General features: G+C 72.7%; 15 protein-coding genes and 1 pseudogene. 15 read left to right on the forward strand and 1 reads right to left on the reverse strand.

Going from position 1 to position 18,923, the window contains the following annotated elements; translation table 11 throughout:
• Positions 1 to 9: 9 nt before the first annotated feature.
• The 14 genes and pseudogenes from ACL02O_RS15225 (at position 10) to efeB (ending at position 16,779) form a co-directional block, all read left to right on the forward strand.
• Positions 10 to 4,290, forward strand: coding sequence for a toxin glutamine deamidase domain-containing protein (locus ACL02O_RS15225; RefSeq protein WP_412818713.1), 4,281 nt, complete (start codon positions 10 to 12; stop codon positions 4,288 to 4,290).
• On the forward strand, positions 4,290 to 4,730 hold the full coding sequence (locus ACL02O_RS15230; protein WP_412818714.1) for a hypothetical protein: 441 nt from the start codon (positions 4,290 to 4,292) through the stop codon (positions 4,728 to 4,730). Before ACL02O_RS15225 ends, ACL02O_RS15230 begins: the two co-directional genes overlap by 1 nt.
• Positions 4,731 to 4,787: 57 nt before the next feature.
• Positions 4,788 to 5,063, forward strand: a pseudogene (locus ACL02O_RS15235) (mycothiol transferase); the annotation flags it as partial.
• Between the two features lie 55 nt (positions 5,064 to 5,118).
• On the forward strand, positions 5,119 to 5,295 hold the full coding sequence (locus ACL02O_RS15240) for a hypothetical protein (protein ID WP_412818715.1): 177 nt from the start codon (positions 5,119 to 5,121) through the stop codon (positions 5,293 to 5,295).
• Positions 5,296 to 5,339: 44 nt separating this feature from the next.
• Complete coding sequence (gene nfi / locus ACL02O_RS15245) at positions 5,340 to 6,023, forward strand: deoxyribonuclease V (RefSeq protein ID WP_412818728.1); 684 nt, start codon at positions 5,340 to 5,342, stop codon at positions 6,021 to 6,023.
• Positions 6,024 to 6,293: 270 nt separating this feature from the next.
• Complete coding sequence (locus tag ACL02O_RS15250) at positions 6,294 to 7,289, forward strand: hypothetical protein (protein ID WP_412818716.1); 996 nt, start codon at positions 6,294 to 6,296, stop codon at positions 7,287 to 7,289.
• Between the two features lie 195 nt (positions 7,290 to 7,484).
• The gene (locus ACL02O_RS15255; protein ID WP_412818717.1) at positions 7,485 to 7,697 is read left to right on the forward strand and encodes a Trm112 family protein; all 213 of its coding nucleotides are present in this window, start codon (positions 7,485 to 7,487) and stop codon (positions 7,695 to 7,697) included.
• The gene (locus tag ACL02O_RS15260; protein WP_412818718.1) at positions 7,694 to 8,890 is read left to right on the forward strand and encodes an SIS domain-containing protein; all 1,197 of its coding nucleotides are present in this window, start codon (positions 7,694 to 7,696) and stop codon (positions 8,888 to 8,890) included. The genes ACL02O_RS15255 and ACL02O_RS15260 overlap by 4 nt, the downstream gene beginning before the upstream one ends.
• Positions 8,891 to 8,951: 61 nt before the next feature.
• Positions 8,952 to 10,001 (forward strand): cation diffusion facilitator family transporter, encoded by a 1,050-nt coding sequence (locus tag ACL02O_RS15265; protein WP_412818719.1) that lies wholly within the window; start codon positions 8,952 to 8,954, stop codon positions 9,999 to 10,001.
• Between the two features lies 1 nt (position 10,002).
• Positions 10,003 to 11,208 (forward strand): mannose-6-phosphate isomerase, class I, encoded by a 1,206-nt coding sequence (gene manA, locus ACL02O_RS15270; RefSeq protein ID WP_412818720.1) that lies wholly within the window; start codon positions 10,003 to 10,005, stop codon positions 11,206 to 11,208.
• 315 nt (positions 11,209 to 11,523) lie between these two features.
• Positions 11,524 to 13,023: an adenosylhomocysteinase gene (ahcY, locus tag ACL02O_RS15275; RefSeq protein ID WP_412818721.1), complete on the forward strand. Its 1,500-nt coding sequence runs from the start codon at positions 11,524 to 11,526 to the stop codon at positions 13,021 to 13,023.
• Positions 13,024 to 13,293: 270 nt separating this feature from the next.
• Positions 13,294 to 14,277, forward strand: coding sequence for an iron uptake transporter permease EfeU (efeU, locus tag ACL02O_RS15280; protein WP_412818722.1), 984 nt, complete (start codon positions 13,294 to 13,296; stop codon positions 14,275 to 14,277).
• Between the two features lie 30 nt (positions 14,278 to 14,307).
• Positions 14,308 to 15,441 (forward strand): iron uptake system protein EfeO, encoded by a 1,134-nt coding sequence (gene efeO / locus ACL02O_RS15285; RefSeq protein ID WP_412818723.1) that lies wholly within the window; start codon positions 14,308 to 14,310, stop codon positions 15,439 to 15,441.
• Between the two features lie 39 nt (positions 15,442 to 15,480).
• Positions 15,481 to 16,779 (forward strand): iron uptake transporter deferrochelatase/peroxidase subunit, encoded by a 1,299-nt coding sequence (gene efeB, locus ACL02O_RS15290; RefSeq protein ID WP_412818724.1) that lies wholly within the window; start codon positions 15,481 to 15,483, stop codon positions 16,777 to 16,779.
• A 3-nt stretch (positions 16,780 to 16,782) separates the two neighbouring features.
• On the opposite strand, the gene ACL02O_RS15295 is transcribed toward efeB, so the two are convergent.
• On the reverse strand, positions 16,783 to 17,739 hold the full coding sequence (locus ACL02O_RS15295; RefSeq protein WP_412818725.1) for an RDD family protein: 957 nt from the start codon (positions 17,737 to 17,739) through the stop codon (positions 16,783 to 16,785).
• Between the two features lie 41 nt (positions 17,740 to 17,780).
• On the opposite strand from ACL02O_RS15295, the gene ACL02O_RS15300 reads away from it, so the two are divergent.
• Positions 17,781 to 18,791, forward strand: coding sequence for a stage II sporulation protein M (locus ACL02O_RS15300; protein WP_412818726.1), 1,011 nt, complete (start codon positions 17,781 to 17,783; stop codon positions 18,789 to 18,791).
• Positions 18,792 to 18,923: the final 132 nt, after the last annotated feature.

The raw sequence follows: 18,923 nt of genomic DNA on the forward strand, positions 1-18,923 counted from the left end.
GATCCGCGCGTGACTCTGCTGCCAAGCCCGATCCCGCACCCGCTCGACTACTGCCCCTGGGACGTACCAGGCTGGATCTACGAGGCACTCGACTGGGTCGTCGGAGTGGAGTGGCCGGAGGGCGACGAGCGAGCCGTCTGGGACCTGGCCGACCAGTGGTACGGGGTGGCCGACGTGCTCGGCATCCCCAGGGACGACGCGATCGCCGCGGCGGGCGAGGTGCGCAGCGGCTATGGCGGCGTCGGTCTGGTCGCGAGAACCTTCGACATCGCCTGGCACAAGGTGGCGGAGGGCGAGGACGCGCCGCTGCACGCCGTCCTCGCGTTCACCGGCGAGCTGGGCAAGGTCGTCGAGTCGTGCGGCTGCGACATCGAGGGCGCCAAGCTGGAAGCCTGGATCGAGTTGGGCATCCTGGTCGTCGAGCTGCTCTCGCTGGCGGCCCTGACCGTGGTCACCGCCGGTGTCGCCTCGCCGGCCGTCGGCGCGGCCACCACGGCCAGCCGCCTGGTCGTACAGCAGATCTTCAAGCGGCTCGTGGCGCAGTTGGCCCGCAAGGCCGTCAAGGAGGGACTGAAGGAGGCGGGCGAGCGGGCCGCGAAGGAGGTCGTCAAGAGCGGGGCGCGGGGGTTGGCCCGACGAGCCGTCGTCGGTGGCCTCGTCGAGGCCGGCCAGGAGGCGGGCACCAACCTGGCGACGCAGGCGTACCAGAACTCCACCGGCCGCCGCGACGGCCTGGACCTGGCCGACGCGGGGAGGTCCGGGCTGGGCGGCTTCGCCGGTGGCGCGGCGGCCCCCCTCGCCGGCCTGGGCGGCCACGCGCGCGGGCGCCTCACTCAGATCGGGGAGCACCTGGGCCGGGAGATGGCCGGCGAGACCATCGCCGAGAGCGCTGCGGGCCTGGCCACCGGGCAGGGGGCGTCGCTGGAGGATCTGGCCCGGGCAGCGGTCTCCGGGGTCAGCGGGTCGGCCACCGGCCAGGCTGACGTGGCGATGCACCACCGGCTCGACGGCAAGCTGGCTGGTCTCGGGCAGCCGATGGACCTCGCGCTGCCGTCACCGACGGACGTCAGTGATGTGGCCGCGACCATGCCGACCCAGCCGACGCCCGACCTGCCCGGACCGGGCGGCGCCGCGCGGCCCGACGCCGTTCAGCATTCCGCCGCGCTGGCCGACGCCCCGTCACGAGCCGAGGGAGCAGCGGAGGAACACCATCCACCAACGGTGCAGGTGGAACCCCCGGTGACGGACCTCGCCGCGCACCCGATGCGGCCGGACGCCGACCAGGGCACCCACCAGCCACACCTAGAGGCGACGGCGAGCCCCACGCTGTCCTCGGTGGCCGTCGAGTCGCCGGTCCCGGCCACCCACCCCCTCGCCACCGATTTGAGGCTCGGCCCTGGCCCCGTCCACTCGTCGGCGGACTTCGGCTCGCCGAGCCAGCCGACTCCGAGCCCGGCGAACGCCGCCCCGGCGGTGGCGAGCGGGCCGGTGCCCGCCGCCCCCCAGCCGAACGGACCACCACCGGCCCTCGCGGACCGGGTATCCGCCGGCCCGGCGGCGCCGCAGCCCGGGTCGCCGACCACGCCGTCGTCTCACCCGTACGTCGGGCCCGCCGTCGACCCGGCCGCCGGGCCATCGGTCACCGGACCGGACGGCCGACCGACCCCGAACCCACGATTCCCGCAGTTGGAGGCACTTGCCCCGACACCGCGACATCCCGCGCACGACCCTGCGCCGGCCCTGCCGGGGCCGCTGGATCCGCTACCGCCACCCCGGACAACTCCCGAGGAGCGGGCCGCCCGGCTGGCGGCCGACCGGGAAGCCCTCGACCGGCGTCGCTATCAGAGCTATCTCCAGTCGCAACGGCAGTGGTACGAGGAGAACCGGCGTCAGCAGCGAGCGGAGTGGCTCCGCGAGCGTGCCGACTACCACGAGGAGCAGGCCAACGAGTGGAACGGGCAAGCTGCGGATTGCAGACGTGCCGGCCGTGAGCTGCTCGCGGAGCGGTATCGGCGGGAAGCCTACGAGTCGAGCAAGGAGAGCCACGAGCTGCGAGAGCTGGCCCGGCAGGTGCTCGCCGGATCGGTGGTGCCCGACGAGGTCAGGGTCGAGATCCGATCCGACTTCGACCGGATCAACGATGACGTCGCGGATCTCGCGCCCGGCGCGGTGGAGACGGCGGACCGTTCGGCCCTGACCGGTGACGGCCACCCGCCGCCAATCGACCGTTCCCGTCGCTACGGCATACCAGGTGGGCTTCGGCCTCCGCTCGCGCTGCACCAGACCGACCTGGAGCGGCAGATGCCGCGCAACCCGGACGGCAGTGTCGTGCGTACCGCTGATCCCCGCCACGGCGGCTGGTTCCAGCTTGCCAACGACGGCGGTCCGCAGGCGGATGCGACCAGGGGCATCAACTGCCTCGACTGCACCCTGTCGCTCTACGAGACGTGGATGCACGGGCGGCCCCGGGTCTCCGCGCCGCGCACCTTCGACGGGTACCTGCAGGGAGACGTCGACTCTCCGGTCGATGGCGAGATGGACGGGCCGAAGCGGGTCGAGGAGGTCACCGGCGGCTGCTTCCAGAACCTGTGCAGCGGGCCTGACCCGACGAGTGACCTCGAAGCGCGGCAGCAGGTCGAGCGCGGCTACCGCGACCTGCACCGGCAGTTGCTCGGTGGTGGCCACGGCAGCTACGCCTTCCTCGTCACGAGGTATGAAGCCGGCGGCGCCCACGCCTGGGTGGCGTTGAACCAGCACGGCACCGTGCTCTACCTGGATCCGCAGAGCGGCTCCATCTGGGACCGTCCGCTCTACACCCACAGCGGGGTGCCCCAGGCCCACAACACCGTCGGCGTGGACGCCCTGGTGCTCGGCCCCGACGGCCGGCCGATGCCGCTTGCCGGCCGGCCGCCCGGCATCTACAACGTGCTGCCCGAAGTGCGGGACCGGCCGGAGCCACCCCGGCCCCCGGACCCGCCGACCCTGTACGAGGACGACGGAGACGCGCCGGACTTCAACCACGTTCACCTGCTCGGTGAGGACACCACGTTCCACCGGTCGGGAGATCCGTCGCCGAGCGGAAGCAGGTCAGAATCGGGCCCACAGGATCTGCGGAACACCCATCGTGACGCCCATGCCGAACGAATTGCGGCCGGGCTCTTCGTCCGGGACGCCGTCGCGAGCAGCGGCAGTGTCGGCGAGGTCTTCGCCGCCGGGGTGACGCCGGTCGAGTTGGCGCAGCACGTCGATGCGGCGACGTTGCGACGGCTGGTACCGGGGTTGGGCGAGGCGGCGGCCGGGGACGTCGCGCGGCTCCTCGACGATCCCCGGGTCCAGCAGATGCTCGACCAGACCTGGGAGGCGCCACCCCGGGGCGAGCCGTTGCTCGCAGAGACGCTGCTGCACCAGTTCACCCAGCGTCCGGATCTGGCTCGGATGATCCTGGCGACGCCCGAGCTGGCTAATTCGCTGACGGCCAGGCCGATGACGCTGCACCGCCTGGCCAGTCATCAGAAAGCGATCGACGTGCTCGGCGACGTCCTCGACGAGATCGCAGAACGGGGCGCGGCGGTGGTCGCTGCGGCACCGACACCTCCCTTACTGCCCACCCCGCTCACGGCTCAGCAGTTGGAGGTCAGCTCTCACTTCAATATCGCCCGTCCGCGCGCGATTCAACCTGGCTTTGATCAAGCCAGGAAGACCGACGTCGCGTACCAGCGTCAGTACCTTGACGGTTTGTACGCAGCCGCTGCCGACGCGCAGCTTGAGGTCGACGCACTGGGGCACAGGTTGGCCGAGGCATCGCGCAGCGCGGAGTATCGTCCGAGGCCAGGGCCAAAGGAACGGACGCGGGCCGAAGACAAGGTCGCGCAGTACGACGGCGACGCCTCTCGCCTGAAGGACCTGGCAGCGGGCAGCATCTCCTACCGGCGACTCGACGACCTTTATGCGGCTCTGGCGGCGCTGCGCGCTGATCCCGGGGTGTGGATCGCCAAATTTGAGGACCGTTTCCTAGCCCCGGAGAAGGGCGGCTACCGGGACGTGCAGATAATGCTGCGAACATCCTCCGGGCATATAGCAGAGTTCCGGTTGCAGCTCACCGCACTCGACGAGGTCGCACAGTGGGAGCATTCCTTGTTCGAGGTGAGTCGCGACCTGAAAGCGGTGGCCCGGGAGCAGGGACGTGGCGTGTCGGATATGGAGTCGGCCATCCGCAAGGGCGTCATCCGGAGGCAGCGCGAACACTTCTGGGCTGCCCTCCAGCCGACTCTGATAGAAGGACAAGAATGATGAGCGACCTGCAGGACACGGAACTGGCGGGGTACTACGACTACTACGAAACGCCGGTAAAGATGGTGCCGACGCCCGAGGGCGGGCTCATCGCTTGGCGTTTGGACAGGAACACGGGTGGCTGGAAGCCGGCCAACGACATCGTGGACGAGATTCTCTTCGCCATGGGCGGAGACATCTTCGTGCGTACAGCGGAACAGTTCGTCCAGCGGACCGAGGAGGAACGGGGGCACTACCTCAAGGGCGATGGGCCCATTTTCGCCCTCTACGAGACGGTCAAGGCGATCGAGGATGTCGCTGTTGCCGAAAGCCGTCCGTACACGGTCGAAGAGGCGGCGCTGATCGCGGGGATCCGGCGGAGGACGTTCGTGATGTTCGAGGAGCAGTTGCAGCAGGCCGGCGACCCGGGTGCGGACCCGACCATCGCCACCGCGTCCTGATGCCGGGCCGCCCGCTGACGGGATTGCGTCGCGGGCGGCGGGGCGGCGGACGCGCCCCGGATCTGGTGCACGGAGGTGGACCCGGACGCGGACTTCGACGGGGCGGTGGCGGACCCGGCGGTGGTCGAGGAGTGGTGGGCGGCCCGGCGGGCGGAGGTCGCGTACGCCGAGCGGTTCGTCGCCGAGGCTGCCGGCCTCGGGGCGAAGGGACACCGCGGGGACCTGGCGATCTCGCTGCGCGAGCTGCTGGTGCACATGATCGAGGAGTACGCCCGGCACAGCGGCCACGCCGACCTGCTCCGCGAGCGGACCGACGGCCGGATCGGGCAGTGACCGGGGTGGCTCGAGAGAGCCGACGTGAGGCGGTCGTGCTGGCTACGGTGAGCGGATGACGGGTTCACCGATTCGGCAGCAGGCCCCCTTCTGGGTGGCGGGCATCGTGCTCGGACTGGTGATCGGGTGGCTCACCATCGGTGGGGCCGCCGGGATCGCGGTGGGCATCGGCCTCGGGGTGGCCTTCGGGCTCGCGTTCGGCCGGGCCGGACGGAGGTCCGGCCGGTCGTGACGGCCGGGGGGACGGCCGCCGGCAGGCAGACGGCCGGGACGCAGGTGGCCGGGGGAGTCCGGTACGTACCCCCGGCCGACGTCGCGGCGGCGCTGCGCGTACAGGAGGAGTTGCGGTCGCGGGTGGACCTGGTCGGTCCGGGGCCGTCCTCTCCCGCGACGGTGGCCGGCCTCGACGTCGCGTACGCGGAGAGCGGCGACCGGCTCGCGGCGGCCGTCACGGTGCTCGACGCCGCTACCCTGGCCGTGGTCGACGAGGCGGTCAGCGTGGGCCGGCCGGCGTTCGGGTACGTGCCGGGGCTGTTCGCCTTCCGCGAGCTGCCGGCGCTGCTCGACGCTCTGGAGCGGTTGACCGTCCGGCCCGATCTGCTGGTCTGCGACGGGCACGGGCTGGCGCACCCGCGCCGGTTCGGGCTGGCCTGCCATCTCGGCCTGGTCACCGGCCGGCCGGCGATCGGGGTGGGGAAGACGCCGCTGGTCGGCGAGTGGGTGGAGCCGGGTCCGCGCCGGGGTGACTGGAGTCCGCTGCGGGACGGCGGTGAGGTGGTCGGCCGGGTGCTGCGTACCCGGGACGGCGTCAGGCCGGTGTTCGTCAGTGTCGGCCACCGGATGAGCCTGGACAACGCCGTGGACCGGGTGCTGGCGTTGACGCCGCGCTACCGGCTGCCCGAGACCACCCGGACCGCCGACCGGCTGTGTCGGCAGGCGCTGGCCGCCGCTCCCGCCTGACCGCCGTCGACCCGCCGGCCGTCCTGGTCGGAGGAGGGATTCCGGAGGGCGAAGGATCTTCCCGGGCGCCCTCCTGCCAAGATCCCCAGGGCTGCCGGACAGGTCGGGGCCGCGGTGGGTGATCATGTCCGCGCCGGGAGCCGCGCCGATGATGGACGAGGCGCTCGGCGTGTCGCGGCACACATGCGGAGCGCTCAATGCGCGGGTACCCCTTTGGGCCGGTAGTAACCTACCGGCGGACCCGGCAGGGGTGGACACGGTGAGGTGGAGATGTCGGTGAGGCGGGGCGCGACGCGGGTGGCGACGGTCGGCGCGATGCTGGGCGGCCTGCTGGCCGTCGGGGCGTCCCCGGCGCTGGCCGACGGCGATCAGGTGCAGGTGCGTTCGGCGAGCAGCTTCACGGCCGGTGGGTCCCCGGGCACCGTTGCCGTCGAGGTACGCAAGCGCACCGACGGCTGCGTGATACTCCGCACCGGTCTGATGCTGCGACTGGACGGCGTCCAGCCGCAGCAGGTCCGGGTGCAGGTGAACAGCGGCGGCCGGTGGTGGCCGGTGCCGGTCTCCGGCCGCTCCGGCGCGCTCGCCACGGCCCGGACCTCGCCGGCCGAGCCGAACCTGTGCAAGGGGAAGGGCAAGACGGTCCGCTACCGGGTCGCCTTCCTGGCCGGCGCGCCCGCAGGTCGGCTGACCGTGGTCGGTGAGGCGACCACCGCGGCGGGCCGGCTGATCGGCCGGGCCGCCACCACGGCGCGGGTGGGCGGGGCGAAGGCCGCGACGCCGACGCCGACGCGCACGCCCTCCCCGACGCCGACCCCGAGCGCCGAGGAGACCACGCCGGGCGCCGACGACACCAGCTCGGCCGTCGCCGCGCTCGCCCCGGTCGCGGGGGCCAGCGCCGCCGCGGCCGACGGTTCCTCCGGAGGTTCCCCGTTCATGTGGCTCGGCATCCTGCTGGTGCTCGTCGGTGCCGCCCTGATCGCCCTGCTGGTCCGGCGCAACCGCGTGGAGAAGGTCGACGAACAGGCGGACCACGGGTCGGTTCCGCTGCCGCGCGGCACCGGCGGCACCACCTACCGCTCCGGGGGTCCGGCCGGCCAGGTGTACGGGCAGCAGCCGCCCGCCCCGACCGTCTACGGCGGGCCCACGGCTCCCCGTCCCGCCGGCAACGTGTACGGCGCTGCCGCCCCCACCTCGGGCTGGCCGGGCGGCGAGCCGCCCGCCGCCGGCCCGGACGGCACCAGCGTGCTGCCCCGCCCACCCCGCTGAGCCCGGGTCCGGCTGCCCGCCGGGCGTTACGGTGACGGTGTGGTGACGACCTGACCCGGGTGGTCGCCGCGTGGACCGGCGGGTGCCGTTCGTGCCGAGCCGTGGCACGGCGCGGGCGTCGGGTCGCCGATAAGATCGCGTGCGCCGGGCGGCACCGCCGACCGGTGAGACCGCATACGTGGAAGGAGCCGCACAGTGGCCCTGGACCCGCAGTTGCTCGAGATCCTCGCCTGCCCGGACACACACCACGCCCCGCTGGACTACGACGCGCAGGCGCAGACGCTGACCTGCACCGAGTGCGGTCGGATCTTCGAGGTGCGGGACGACGTACCGGTGCTGCTGCTGGACGAGGCGCGCGGCGGGCCCGCGGCGGAGGACGCACGCGGCGGCACCGCGCCGCAGCCGTGATGGAGGGTACGGCCGGGGTCAGCGGACACCGGCATGCCGACGAGTCGCTGCTGGACAACCCCGACCTGCTGGCCGAGCAGGATCCGGGGGGCATGCTCCGGTTCACCGCCTCCTCCGGCGCCCAGGTGCGCGAGTCGGCGGCGCTGGCCGCCGAGGCGAACCTGAGCCTGCTGGCCGACGAGGGTCGTCCCCGCGCGGTCGTCATCGCCGGCATCGGCACCGCCGGGCGCACCGGTGACGTGCTGGCCACGGTGGCCGGGCCGCGCTGCCCGGTGCCGGTGATCCCGCACCGCAGCGCCGGCGTGCCGGGCTGGGTGGGCGCGGCGGACGTGGTCATCGCGGTGAGCGCTTCGGGTCGTAGCCCCGAGGCGCTGGGCGCCGCCGAGGCCGCGCACCGGCGCGGGGCTCGCCTGGTGGCGGTCGGTGCCCCGGACTCCCAGCTCCAGTCGGTGGCCGAGCGGGCCCGCGCGCCGTTCATCCCGGTACCCCGGCGGGCTCCGGCCCGGGCCAGCCTCTGGGCGCTCACCGTGCCGGTTCTGCTGGCCGCCCGTACGCTCGGGCTGGTGAAGGTCAACGAGGCGGACCTGGCCGAGACGGCGGCCCGGCTGGACGCGGACGCCGACCGGTGTCGCCCCACCGCCGAGTCCTTCGTCAACCCGGCGAAGTCCCTGGCCCTGGGCCTGGCCGGGTCGATCCCGATCGTCTGGGGCTCGTCCCCGCTGGCCACCGTGGCCGCCCGCCGGTTCGGCGACACGCTCTCCGCCAACGCCCGCTACCCGGTGGTCACCGGGGCGTTGGGCGAGGCGGGCCGCGGCCGGGTCGGCCTGCTCGACGGCGTGTTCGGCGGCCTCGCCGAGGGCGAGCGGGACATCTTCACCGACCCGGACGAGACCGGCGGCGACAGCACCCGGCTGCGGCTGGTGCTGCTGCGCGACGGCGGGCTGAACGCCGAGGACGACACCGATGAGCCCCTCGCGGTCGAGGAGCGGCGGGCCGACGCCGTGCAGACCCTCGCCGAGCGGCGCGGGGTGCGCTGCGACGTGGTGACCGCCGAGGGCGGTTCCGCGTTGGAGCGGCTGGCCTCGCTGATGGCGGTCCCCGACTTCGCCTCGGTCTATCTCGCCCTGGCACACGGGCTGGACCCGATGGCCGTCCCGGCCGTCACGGAGATGAAGGAGCTGGCTAACCAGTGAGCACGTGCGGGTTCGGGCGGGGCGCGGCGCGAGCCGTCCGGCTCGGCAGCGAGGCGGCGGCGTGAGCGCCAACGGTGGGACGAAGGCGATCATCGCCGCCCTGGCGGCCAATGTCGGCATCGCCGTCACCAAGTTCATCGCGTTCCTGCTGACCGGCTCCTCGTCGATGCTGGCCGAGTCGATCCACTCGGTCGCCGACTCCGGCAACCAGGGCCTGCTGCTGCTCGGTGGCCGCCGTGCCAAGCGCGAGGCCACCCCGGAGCATCCCTTCGGGTACGGCCGGGAGCGCTACATCTACGCGTTCATCGTGGCGATCGTGCTGTTCAGCCTCGGCGGCCTGTTCGCGCTCTACGAGGCGTACCACAAGGCGCAGCACCCGGAGCCGATCACCAGCTGGCACTGGGTGCCGGTGGCGGTCCTGGTCATCGCGATCGGTATGGAGGGCTTCTCGTTCCGTACCGCGATCAAGGAGTCCAACCTGATCCGGGGCGGCCAGTCCTGGGTGCGGTTCATCCGGCGGGCCAAGGCGCCCGAGCTGCCGGTGGTGCTGCTGGAGGACTTCGGCGCGCTGATCGGTCTGGTCTTCGCGCTGGTCGGTGTGGGGATGACGCTGATCACCGGGAACGGCAGATGGGACGCCGCCGGTACCGCGATGATCGGTGTGCTGCTGGTGATCATCGCGCTGACCCTGGCGATGGAGACCAAGAGCCTGCTGCTCGGCGAGGGTGCCGACCCGAAGGAACTGGCCGCGATCCAGCGGGCTGTCACGGACGGTCCGGAGGTGGAGCGGATCATTCACATGAAGACGCTCTACCTCGGGCCGGAGGAGTTGATGGTGGCCGCGAAGGTGGCGGTGGCGCCGTGCGAGACCGCCGAGGATCTCGCCCGGGGCATCAATGCCGTCGAGGCGCGGATCCGCGCCGCGGTGCCGATCGCCCGGGTGATCTACCTGGAGCCGGACATCTACAGCGCGGCCGCGGACCTGGCCGGTACCGGGCAGGCGTCGCACACCGCGGTGCCGCAGCCCGATGCCGCGCCCGACGGGCAGACGGCGACCTCCGGCGAGCAGCCGGGGGCCAGCGGTGAGGTGGCCGGCCGGCCTGGGAGCTGACGTGGAGCTGTTGCAGGGGCAGATCCGGGACTACGCCTGGGGTTCGCGTACCGCGATCGCCGAGTTGCAGGGGCGGCCGGTGCCGAGCGACGGACCGGAGGCCGAGCTGTGGCTGGGCGCCCACCCGGGCGCGCCGGCCACGGTGGACCGGGACGGCAGCCCGATGAGCCTGACCGACCTGCTGGTCGCCGAGCCGGCGCACTGGCTGGGCGAGCGGCTGGTCGGCCGGTTCGGGACCCGGTTGCCGTTCCTGCTCAAGGTGCTGGCCGCGGACGCGCCGCTGAGCCTCCAGGCCCATCCGGACGCCGACCAGGCCCGGGAGGGGCACGCGGCCGACCCGGGCCGGGTCAACTACGTCGACCCGTACCACAAGCCGGAGCTGCTGGTCGCGTTGAGCGAGTTCGAGGCGCTCTGCGGGTTCCGTGACCCGGCGGAATCGGCGGCGGCGATCGCGGCGTTCGGCGTACCCGAGTTGGAGCCGGTGGTGGCGGCGCTGCGCACCGGGCCGGCGGGGCTGCGGGAGGCCGTACGCCTGCTGCTGAGCTGGCCCGAGGCGGAGCGCGCCGGGCTGGTGGCGGGCGTGCTGACGGCGGAGGCCGCCGGTCCGGACGACGGCTCCGGTTCGCGGCGCGGCTCCGGACGCGCCGAGCCGGAATCGTCGGACGCGGTGCTGGCCCGGGCCCTCGCGGTCGACTATCCGGCCGACCCGGGGGTGCTGGTGGCGTTGCTGCTGCACCACGTGCGGCTGGCGCCGGGCGAGGCGATCTGGATGCCGGCCGGCAACCTCCACGCCTACCTACGTGGCACCGGGGTGGAGATCATGGCGGCCAGCGACAACGTGCTGCGCGGGGGTCTCACCCCGAAGCGGGTCGACGTGGACGAGCTGCTGCGGGTGCTGCGGTTCGAGGTGCTCGACGAGCCGGTGGTGGCCGCGGTCCCGGTGGCGCCGGGCGTGCTGACCTGGCCGGTGCCGGTGGAGGACTTCGCGCTGCACCGGGTCGAGGTGGCGGCCGGCGACGCGGCGGTGCGGCTGACGCTGCCCGGCCCGCGGGTGGTGCTCTGCCGGGCCGGCAAGCTCACCGTGGACGACGGGATGGGCACGATCACCCTGGGGCCGGGCCAGGCGGCGGTGGGCACCGCTGCCGGCGGCCCGCTGATCCTCGGCGGTGAGGGCGAGGCGTACGTCGCCACCTGTGGTCTGCGCTGACCCGGCGGTGACCGGGCGGAATGCCGCCGCCCCAGCAAGTCCGACTTTCCCGAAATAGCTTGACGTGGCCCTCGCTCAATGTGAGCCTGGGGGTACGCAGCGTTGTCGCGACGAAGGTCCGGTGACGCGCGGGGAACCAAACCGGGGGGATGCACGGGGCGGCCGGGTCGTGGGCGGAGAGTCCGTTCACCACCGACCGCCCCGTGCGCTGTCCACCGTCCGGTCCGCCCGCGACCCGCCCGACCGGGAACGGCCCGACCGGGTTGCGAGCGTAAGGTGGAAGGCTGCGCACCACATCGTTCGACAGGAGCTTCCATGACCAGCACCCTCCCGGCGGCCCCCAGCGGCGCGTCGTCCGAGGCCCGGCCGAGCACCCTCGCCGAGGGCGACTACAAGGTGGCGGATCTGTCGCTCGCCGCGTTCGGGCGCAAGGAGATCCAGCTCGCCGAGCACGAGATGCCCGGCCTGATGGCGATCCGGCGGGAGTTCGCCGACGCCCAGCCGCTCGCCGGCGCCCGCATCACCGGCTCGCTGCACATGACCATCCAGACGGCCGTCCTGATCGAGACCCTGGTCGCGCTCGGCGCGCAGGTCCGCTGGGCGTCCTGCAACATCTTCTCCACCCAGGACCATGCCGCCGCCGCGATCGTCGTCGGCCCGAACGGCACCCCCGAGGCGCCGGCCGGCGTCCCGGTCTACGCGTGGAAGGGCGAGAGCCTCCAGGAGTACTGGTGGTGCACCGAGCAGGTGCTGACCTGGCCGGACGGGCAGGGCCCGAACATGATCCTCGACGACGGCGGTGACGCCACCCTGCTGGTGCACAAGGGTGCCGAGTTCGAGAAGGCCGGGGTCGTCCCGCCGGTCGAGTCCGCCGACTCCGAGGAGTACGCGGTCATCCTTGAGCTCCTGCACCGCTCGCTCGCCTCCGACGGGCAGCGCTGGAGCCGGATCGCCGCCGGCATCAAGGGCGTGACCGAGGAGACCACCACCGGTGTGCACCGGCTCTACGAGATGCACCGCGCCGGCACCCTGCTCTTCCCGGCCATCAACGTCAACGACTCGGTGACCAAGAGCAAGTTCGACAACAAGTACGGCTGCCGCCACTCGCTCATCGACGGCATCAACCGGGCCACCGACGTGCTGATCGGCGGCAAGATGGCCGTCGTGCTCGGCTACGGCGACGTGGGCAAGGGCTGCGCCGAGTCGCTGCGCGGCCAGGGTGCCCGGGTCGTGGTGACCGAGGTCGACCCGATCTGCGCGCTCCAGGCGGCGATGGACGGCTACCAGGTCGCGACCCTGGACGACGTGGTCGAGCAGGCCGACATCTTCATCACCGCGACCGGTTGCTTCGACGTCATCACCAACGAGCACATGGCCCGGATGAAGCACCAGGCCATCGTCGGCAACATCGGCCACTTCGACAACGAGATCGACATGGCCGGCCTGGCGAAGCGCTCGGACGTCACCCGCGAGAACATCAAGCCGCAGGTGGACGTGTGGCGGTTCGACGACGGCCACGCCATCATCGTGCTCTCCGAGGGCCGGCTGCTGAACCTGGGCAACGCCACCGGCCACCCGAGCTTCGTGATGTCGAACTCGTTCGCCAACCAGACCATCGCCCAGATCGAGCTCTACACCAAGACCGAGGACTACCCGGTCGGCGTGTACGTGCTCCCGAAGCACCTGGACGAGAAGGTCGCCCGGCTGCACCTGGAGGCGCTCGGCGCGAAGCTGACCACCCTGAGCAAGGAGCAGGCCGCCTACCTCGGCGTGCCGCAGGAGGGTCCGTTCAAGCCGGAGCACTACCGGTACTGAGTCACGCCCGGAGGGGACCGGGGTCGGCCGCCGCGCGGTCGTCCCGGTCCCTTTCGCGTACGCTGCCCGGCTTCCGCCGGCCGGATGGGGGTCGGACGGCCCTGGTGACCCTCGCCACCAGGGCGGAACACTGGGGTGACCAGCAGGTGTCGGATCTCCACCGAGTCGGGTGAACGTTGTCATGAACGACTTGACGGCGGGCCGGATCCGGAGGAAGGTATGGCTGCCCTAAGTTAACTGAGGCGTGCCTAACCAACGACGGAGTACCTGATGTTCGCCACGTACCTGATCGGCCTGCGAGAGGGCCTGGAAGCGACCCTGGTGGTCAGCATTCTGGTCGCTTTCCTGGTGAAGTCGCAGCGGCGTGACCGGCTGCCCCAGGTCTGGGCCGGCGTCGGTCTGGCCGTGGTGCTCTCCGTCGTCTTCGGCTGGCTGATCAACTACACCTCGACCTCGCTGCTGGCCCGCTCGGAGGACCGCGAGCTGTTCGAGGCCGTCACCTCCGTGGCCGCCGTCGTGTTCGTCACCTGGATGATCTTCTGGATGCGGAAGGCCGCCCGGACGATCGCCGGTGAACTGCGCGGCAAGCTCACCGAGGCGCTCGCCGTCGGCTCCCTCGCGGTGGCCGGCATGTCGTTCCTCGCGGTGATCCGGGAGGGGCTGGAGACCGCGCTCATCTTCTACTCCGCCGCGCAGAGCGCGGCCGGCGGCACCGGCCGCGGCCCGCTGCTCGCGCTGATCGGCGGCATCGGCACCGCCGTCGTGATCGGCTTCCTGCTCTACCGCAGCGCCCTGAAGATCAACCTGAGCAAGTTCTTCACCTGGACCGGCGCGCTGCTGATCCTGGTCGCCGCCGGCATCCTCAAGTACGGCGTGCACGACTTCCAGGAGGCCGGCGTGCTGCCCGGCCTGAACAACCACGCCTTCGACATCTCCTCCGCGCTCGACCCGAACACCTGGTACGCGGCCCTGCTCGCCGGGATGTTCAACATCACCGCCACGCCGAGCGTGCTCGAGATGATCGCCTGGGTGGCGTACGCGGTGCCGGTGCTCTTCCTCTTCCTGCACAAGCCGGGCAAGCCCGCCGCCCCCGCAAAGCCGGCCGCCGCGCCCGTCACCGGGGATGCGCCCGCCGCCGAGGCCACGCCCGCCGCCCAGGCCGAGGCAGCGCCCGCCGGCACCCCGGCCGAGGACTCGAAGCCCGCCGAGCCCGCCGCGACCGAGACCCCGGCCGGCACGCCGCAGCGCGCCTGACCGCCCGTTTCCCGAGGAGACACAGCACCGATGCGTACCACTCGATTCGTCGCGCCCGCAGCCGCCGGGATGCTCGCCGTCGCCGGTCTGGCCGGATGCGGGGGCGGCGACGACAAGCAGAACGCCAAGGCCGGCGGGCCGATCGTGGTCAAGGCCACCGACAGCGCCTGCGAGATCGGCACGACCGAGATCCAGGCCGGTCAGGTGACCTTCAAGGTGACCAACTCCGGCTCCAAGGTCAACGAGTTCTACGTCTACGCCGCCGGTGACCGGGTGATGGGCGAGGTGGAGAACATCGCCCCGGGCCTGAGCCGCGAGCTGCGGGTCGAGCTGCCGGCCGGCACGTACGAGACGGCCTGCAAGCCGGGCATGAGCGGCCGAGGCATCCGGGGTGCGCTGAAGGTCAGCGGCACCGCCGCGAGTGTGGCCCCGGACGCCGCACTGACCGAGGCCACCGCCAGCTACCAGCGGTACGTGCAGAGTCAGACCGCCGCGCTGCTGACGAAGACCGAGGAGTTCGTCGCCGCGGTCAAGGCCAACGACGTCGCCAGGGCCAAGGCGCTCTACCCGGTGGCCCGCACCTACTGGGAGCGGATCGAGCCGGTCGCGGAGAGCTTCGGCGACCTCGACCCGAAGATCGACGGCCGCGAGGAGGTCGTCGAGGAGGGCATGGAGTTCACCGGCTTCCATCGGATCGAGAAGGACCTGTGGACCACCGGTGACGTCAGCAAGGACGGCGCGATCGCCGACCAGCTCCTCACCGACGTGCAGGCGATCGTCGCCAGGGCGAACGCCGAGAAGCTCACCCCGCTCCAGCTCGCCAACGGTGCCAAGGCCCTCCTCGACGAGGTCGCCAGCGGCAAGATCACCGGCGAGGAGGAGCGCTACTCGCACACCGACCTCTGGGACTTCAACGCCAACCTGGAGGGCTCGAAGGCGGCCATCGCCGCGCTCCGCCCGGCCCTGGAGCAGCGCTCGCCCGAGCTGGTCAAGCAGCTCGACACCGAGTTCGCCAACGTCGAGGCCAACCTCGGCAAGCACCGGGCCGGCGACGGCTGGAAGCTGCACACCGAGCTCGGAAAGGCCGAGCTGAAGGAGCTGTCCGACAGCATCAACGCGCTGGCCGAGCCGATCAGCAAGGTCGCCGCGGTCGTCGCCCGCTGACGACCGATGGAGGAGACGACCGGTGGAGGAGATGACGCGATGAGCGAGCAGAGCACCGAGGCCGTCCGCGGAGGCACGATGTCCCGGCGGCGGGCGATCACCCTGGCCGGGGTCGGCGTCGCCGGGGTGGCCGGTGTGGCGGCCGGCGCCACCGCACTGGTCGGCGGCGGCGACCACGCCGCGGCGAACGACGTGGCCGCCGGTTCGGTGCCGTTCCACGGCGAGCACCAGTCCGGCATCACCACCCCGGCCCAGGACCGGCTGCACTTCGTCGCGTTCGATGTGATCACCAAGGACCGGGCGAAGCTGGTCGCCCTGCTCCAGGAGTGGACCGCCGCCGCGGCCCGGATGAGCTCCGGGCGGGACGCGGGCCTGATCGGCGCCGTCAACGGGGTGCCGGAGGCGCCGCCGGACGACACCGGCGAGGCGCTCGGCCTGCCGCCGTCGCAGCTCACCCTCACCGTCGGCTTCGGCCCGACGCTGTTCCGGGACGCGCAGGGCAAGGACCGGTTCGGCATCGCCGACAAGCGTCCGGCCGCCCTGGTCGACCTGCCGCACTTCGCCGGGGACGCGCTCCAGCCGGAGATCTCCGGCGGGGACATCTGCGTCCAGGCCTGCGCCAACGATCCGCAGGTGGCGGTGCACGCGATCCGCAACCTGGCCCGGATCGGCATGGGCGTGGTCAGCGTCCGCTGGTCGCAGCTCGGCTTCGGGCGTACCTCGTCGACCTCGCGGGACCAGGCCACCCCGCGCAACCTGTTCGGCTTCAAGGACGGCACCGCCAACCTCAAGGCCGAGGACGCCGACCTGCTCCGGGAGCAGCTCTGGGCGCAGCAGAGCGACGGGCCGGACTGGATGACCGGCGGGTCGTACCTCGTCTCCCGCAAGATCCGGATGCTGATCGAGACCTGGGACCGCAGCCCCCTGGCCGAGCAGGAGCAGATCATCGGCCGGACCAAGGGCAGCGGCGCCCCGCTGGGCCGGCGCGCCGAGTTCGACGAGCCCGACTTCGCCGCCAAGGGCGACGACGGCCAGCCGGTGATCGCCGAGACCTCGCACGTCCGGCTCGCCCACCCCAGCCAGAACAGCGGCGCCCACCTGCTGCGCCGGGGCTACAACTTCGTGGACGGCTCGGACGGGCTGGGCCGGTTGGACGCCGGGCTCTTCTTCATCGCCTACCAGCGGGACCCGCGCAAGCAGTTCGTGCCGATCCAGACCCGGCTCTCCCGCACCGACGCGATGAACGAGTACCTGCGGCACGTCTCCAGCGGGATCTTCGCCTGCCCGCCCGGTGTCCGCGACGCCGCCGACTGGTGGGGGCGGGCGCTCTTCTCCTGACCGTCAGCGCTCCGCCTCGACCGGCGCGGGCTGTCCGCGTACCGGCTCGGGCTGGGTGGGCACCGCGGGCCGCAACGCGGCCGTGGCCGGTGCCGGGACCGTGGGCGACGGCGGAGCCAGCTCCGGCCAGAGCGCAGCGGTGGTCGCCCGGGTACGCCCCAGCCGGTGTACGGCCCGGCGGTGCCGCTCGGCCAGCACGGCGACCAGGTACGCCGGCTCGGGCGCGGCCCACGGGGGCGGTGGCGAGACACGCGCCGCGACCTCGGCCCAGAGCTCCCGGCCCAGTCGGCTGCGGTCCGGCTCGGCCAACTGGTGCACCCGGCCGACGTACTGCCGGACGGCCAGCGCCAACCCGTCGTCCACCCGGGTCAGGTCCAGCGTCCCGGCCCAGCCGGACAGCGGCGGCACCATCGGCGGCAGCGGACGGAAGGCACCGGCCCCTCGGGTGTGCACCACCAGCGTGCCCGCGACCAGGTCGCCGAGGCGGCGCCCGCGCGGGTCGCTGAGCATCACCGTCACGCTCGCCACCCAGCTCAGCAGCGGCAGCACCAGACCCGGCCACTCCACCGCGACGCCCACCAGGGCCCGGGTCAGCGACTGGCCGACGCCGACCGGGCCGCCGTCGGCACGGATCACCCGCAGCCCGACCGCGCGCTTGCCCAGCGTCCGCCCGCCGGCGAAGCGCTCCATCAACACCGGGTAGCCGACCAGCACGAGGATGACCACCACGGTCTGCAACGCCCCTGCCAGGGCGGCATCGAGAATGTCGCCCGGCAGGAGGAGCAGGACCACCGACAGCACGGCCGACAGCAGCATCGCCACCACCAGCTGGGCCACCAGGTCGATCAGCAGGGCGAGTACCCGGGAGCCGAGCCGGGCGGCCCGGACGTCCAGCTCGACCGCCTCGCCGCTGACCAGACCGGCGTCGGCCCACGTCGGTGGGGGAGGTTGCGCGCGCACCCCGACAGTGAACACTATGGGCGCCGAACGGGGGTGCACGAGTGGATCTCGACGCGTACGTGGCGGAGCACGGTGCCGAGTGGCGGCGGCTGGAACAGCTCACCGGCCGGCGCCGACTGGACGCGGCCGAGATCGACGAACTGGTGGTGCTCTACCAGCGGGCCGCCACGCATCTCTCCGCGCTGCGCAGCCGATCGCCCGATCCGGCGCTGGTCAACCGCCTGTCGCACCTGGTGCTGGCGGCCCGCGCCCGGATCACCGGCCGGACCCGGCCGTCGTGGGCGGCGGTGCGCCGGTTCCTCCTGACCGACCTGCCGGCCGCCCTCTACCGGGCCTGGCCGTGGTGGTGCGCGGTGGCCACCGGGTTCAGCGCGCTCAGCGGCTTCCTCATCTGGTACGTCGCCGGCCACCCCGACACCGCCGCCGCGTTCATCGGCGAGAAGGCGGCCGCGGACCTGGTGGACTCCGGCTTCGCCGGCTACTACACCGAGTTCGCCGCGCCGACCTTCGCGTTCCACCTCTGGACGCACAACGCCTGGCTCGCCGCGCAGTGCCTCGCCTCCGGGGTGCTGGTGGTGCCGGCGCTCTACCTGCTGTGGCAGAACGCGTTGAACGTCGGCGTGGTCGGCGGCGTGATGATCTCGTACGGCCGGGCCGACGTCTTCTTCGGGCTGATCACCCCGCACGGCCTGCTGGAGCTCACCGGGATCTTCGTTGCGGCGGGGGTCGGCCTGCGGACCGCTTGGGCGTGGATCGCGCCGCCCGCGCAGCTGAGCCGGGGCCGGGCGGTCGCCGAGGCGGGCCGCTCCGCCATCGTGGTGGCCGCCGGCCTGGTCGGGCTCTTCGCGGTCTCCGCACTGCTGGAGGCGTTCGTGACCCCGGCGCCGCTGCCGGTCGTCGTGCGGGTGGCCGTCGGCGCCACGGTGTGGCTCGCCTTCCTGGCGTACGCCCTCCTGCTCGGCCGCCGCGCCGCGCAGACCCCGCCCGCCCCCGCCCCCACCGCACCGCCGATGGCCGCCGCCCCCCTCCCCGCCGCCGCCGATGGCCGCTGATTCACGGAAATGGTGGCTGTTCCGCTGCGGATGGCCACTGTTTCCGTGAATCAGCGCGGAGCCTGGGGTGGGTGGGGGCGAGGTGGGGTAGGGGTTAACAACTGCTGGCGTGTGGGTGGTCAGTAGTGCTCG

The sequence above is a fragment of the Micromonospora mangrovicola genome (genome assembly GCF_047200535.1).
GTDB lineage: Bacteria > Actinomycetota > Actinomycetes > Mycobacteriales > Micromonosporaceae > Micromonospora.

Bases quoted from the DNA above. Each gene is read 5' to 3' on its own strand.
- ACL02O_RS15230 (WP_412818714.1), top strand. From the start codon at position 4,290: ATGAGCGACCTGCAGGACACGGAACTGGCGGGGTACTACGACTACTAC.
- ACL02O_RS15240 (WP_412818715.1), top strand. From the start codon at position 5,119: ATGACGGGTTCACCGATTCGGCAGCAGGCCCCCTTCTGGGTGGCGGGC.
- ACL02O_RS15250 (WP_412818716.1), top strand. From the start codon at position 6,294: ATGTCGGTGAGGCGGGGCGCGACGCGGGTGGCGACGGTCGGCGCGATG.
- ahcY (WP_412818721.1), top strand. From the start codon at position 11,524: ATGACCAGCACCCTCCCGGCGGCCCCCAGCGGCGCGTCGTCCGAGGCC.
- efeU (WP_412818722.1), top strand. From the start codon at position 13,294: ATGTTCGCCACGTACCTGATCGGCCTGCGAGAGGGCCTGGAAGCGACC.
- efeO (WP_412818723.1), top strand. From the start codon at position 14,308: ATGCGTACCACTCGATTCGTCGCGCCCGCAGCCGCCGGGATGCTCGCC.
- efeB (WP_412818724.1), top strand. From the start codon at position 15,481: ATGAGCGAGCAGAGCACCGAGGCCGTCCGCGGAGGCACGATGTCCCGG.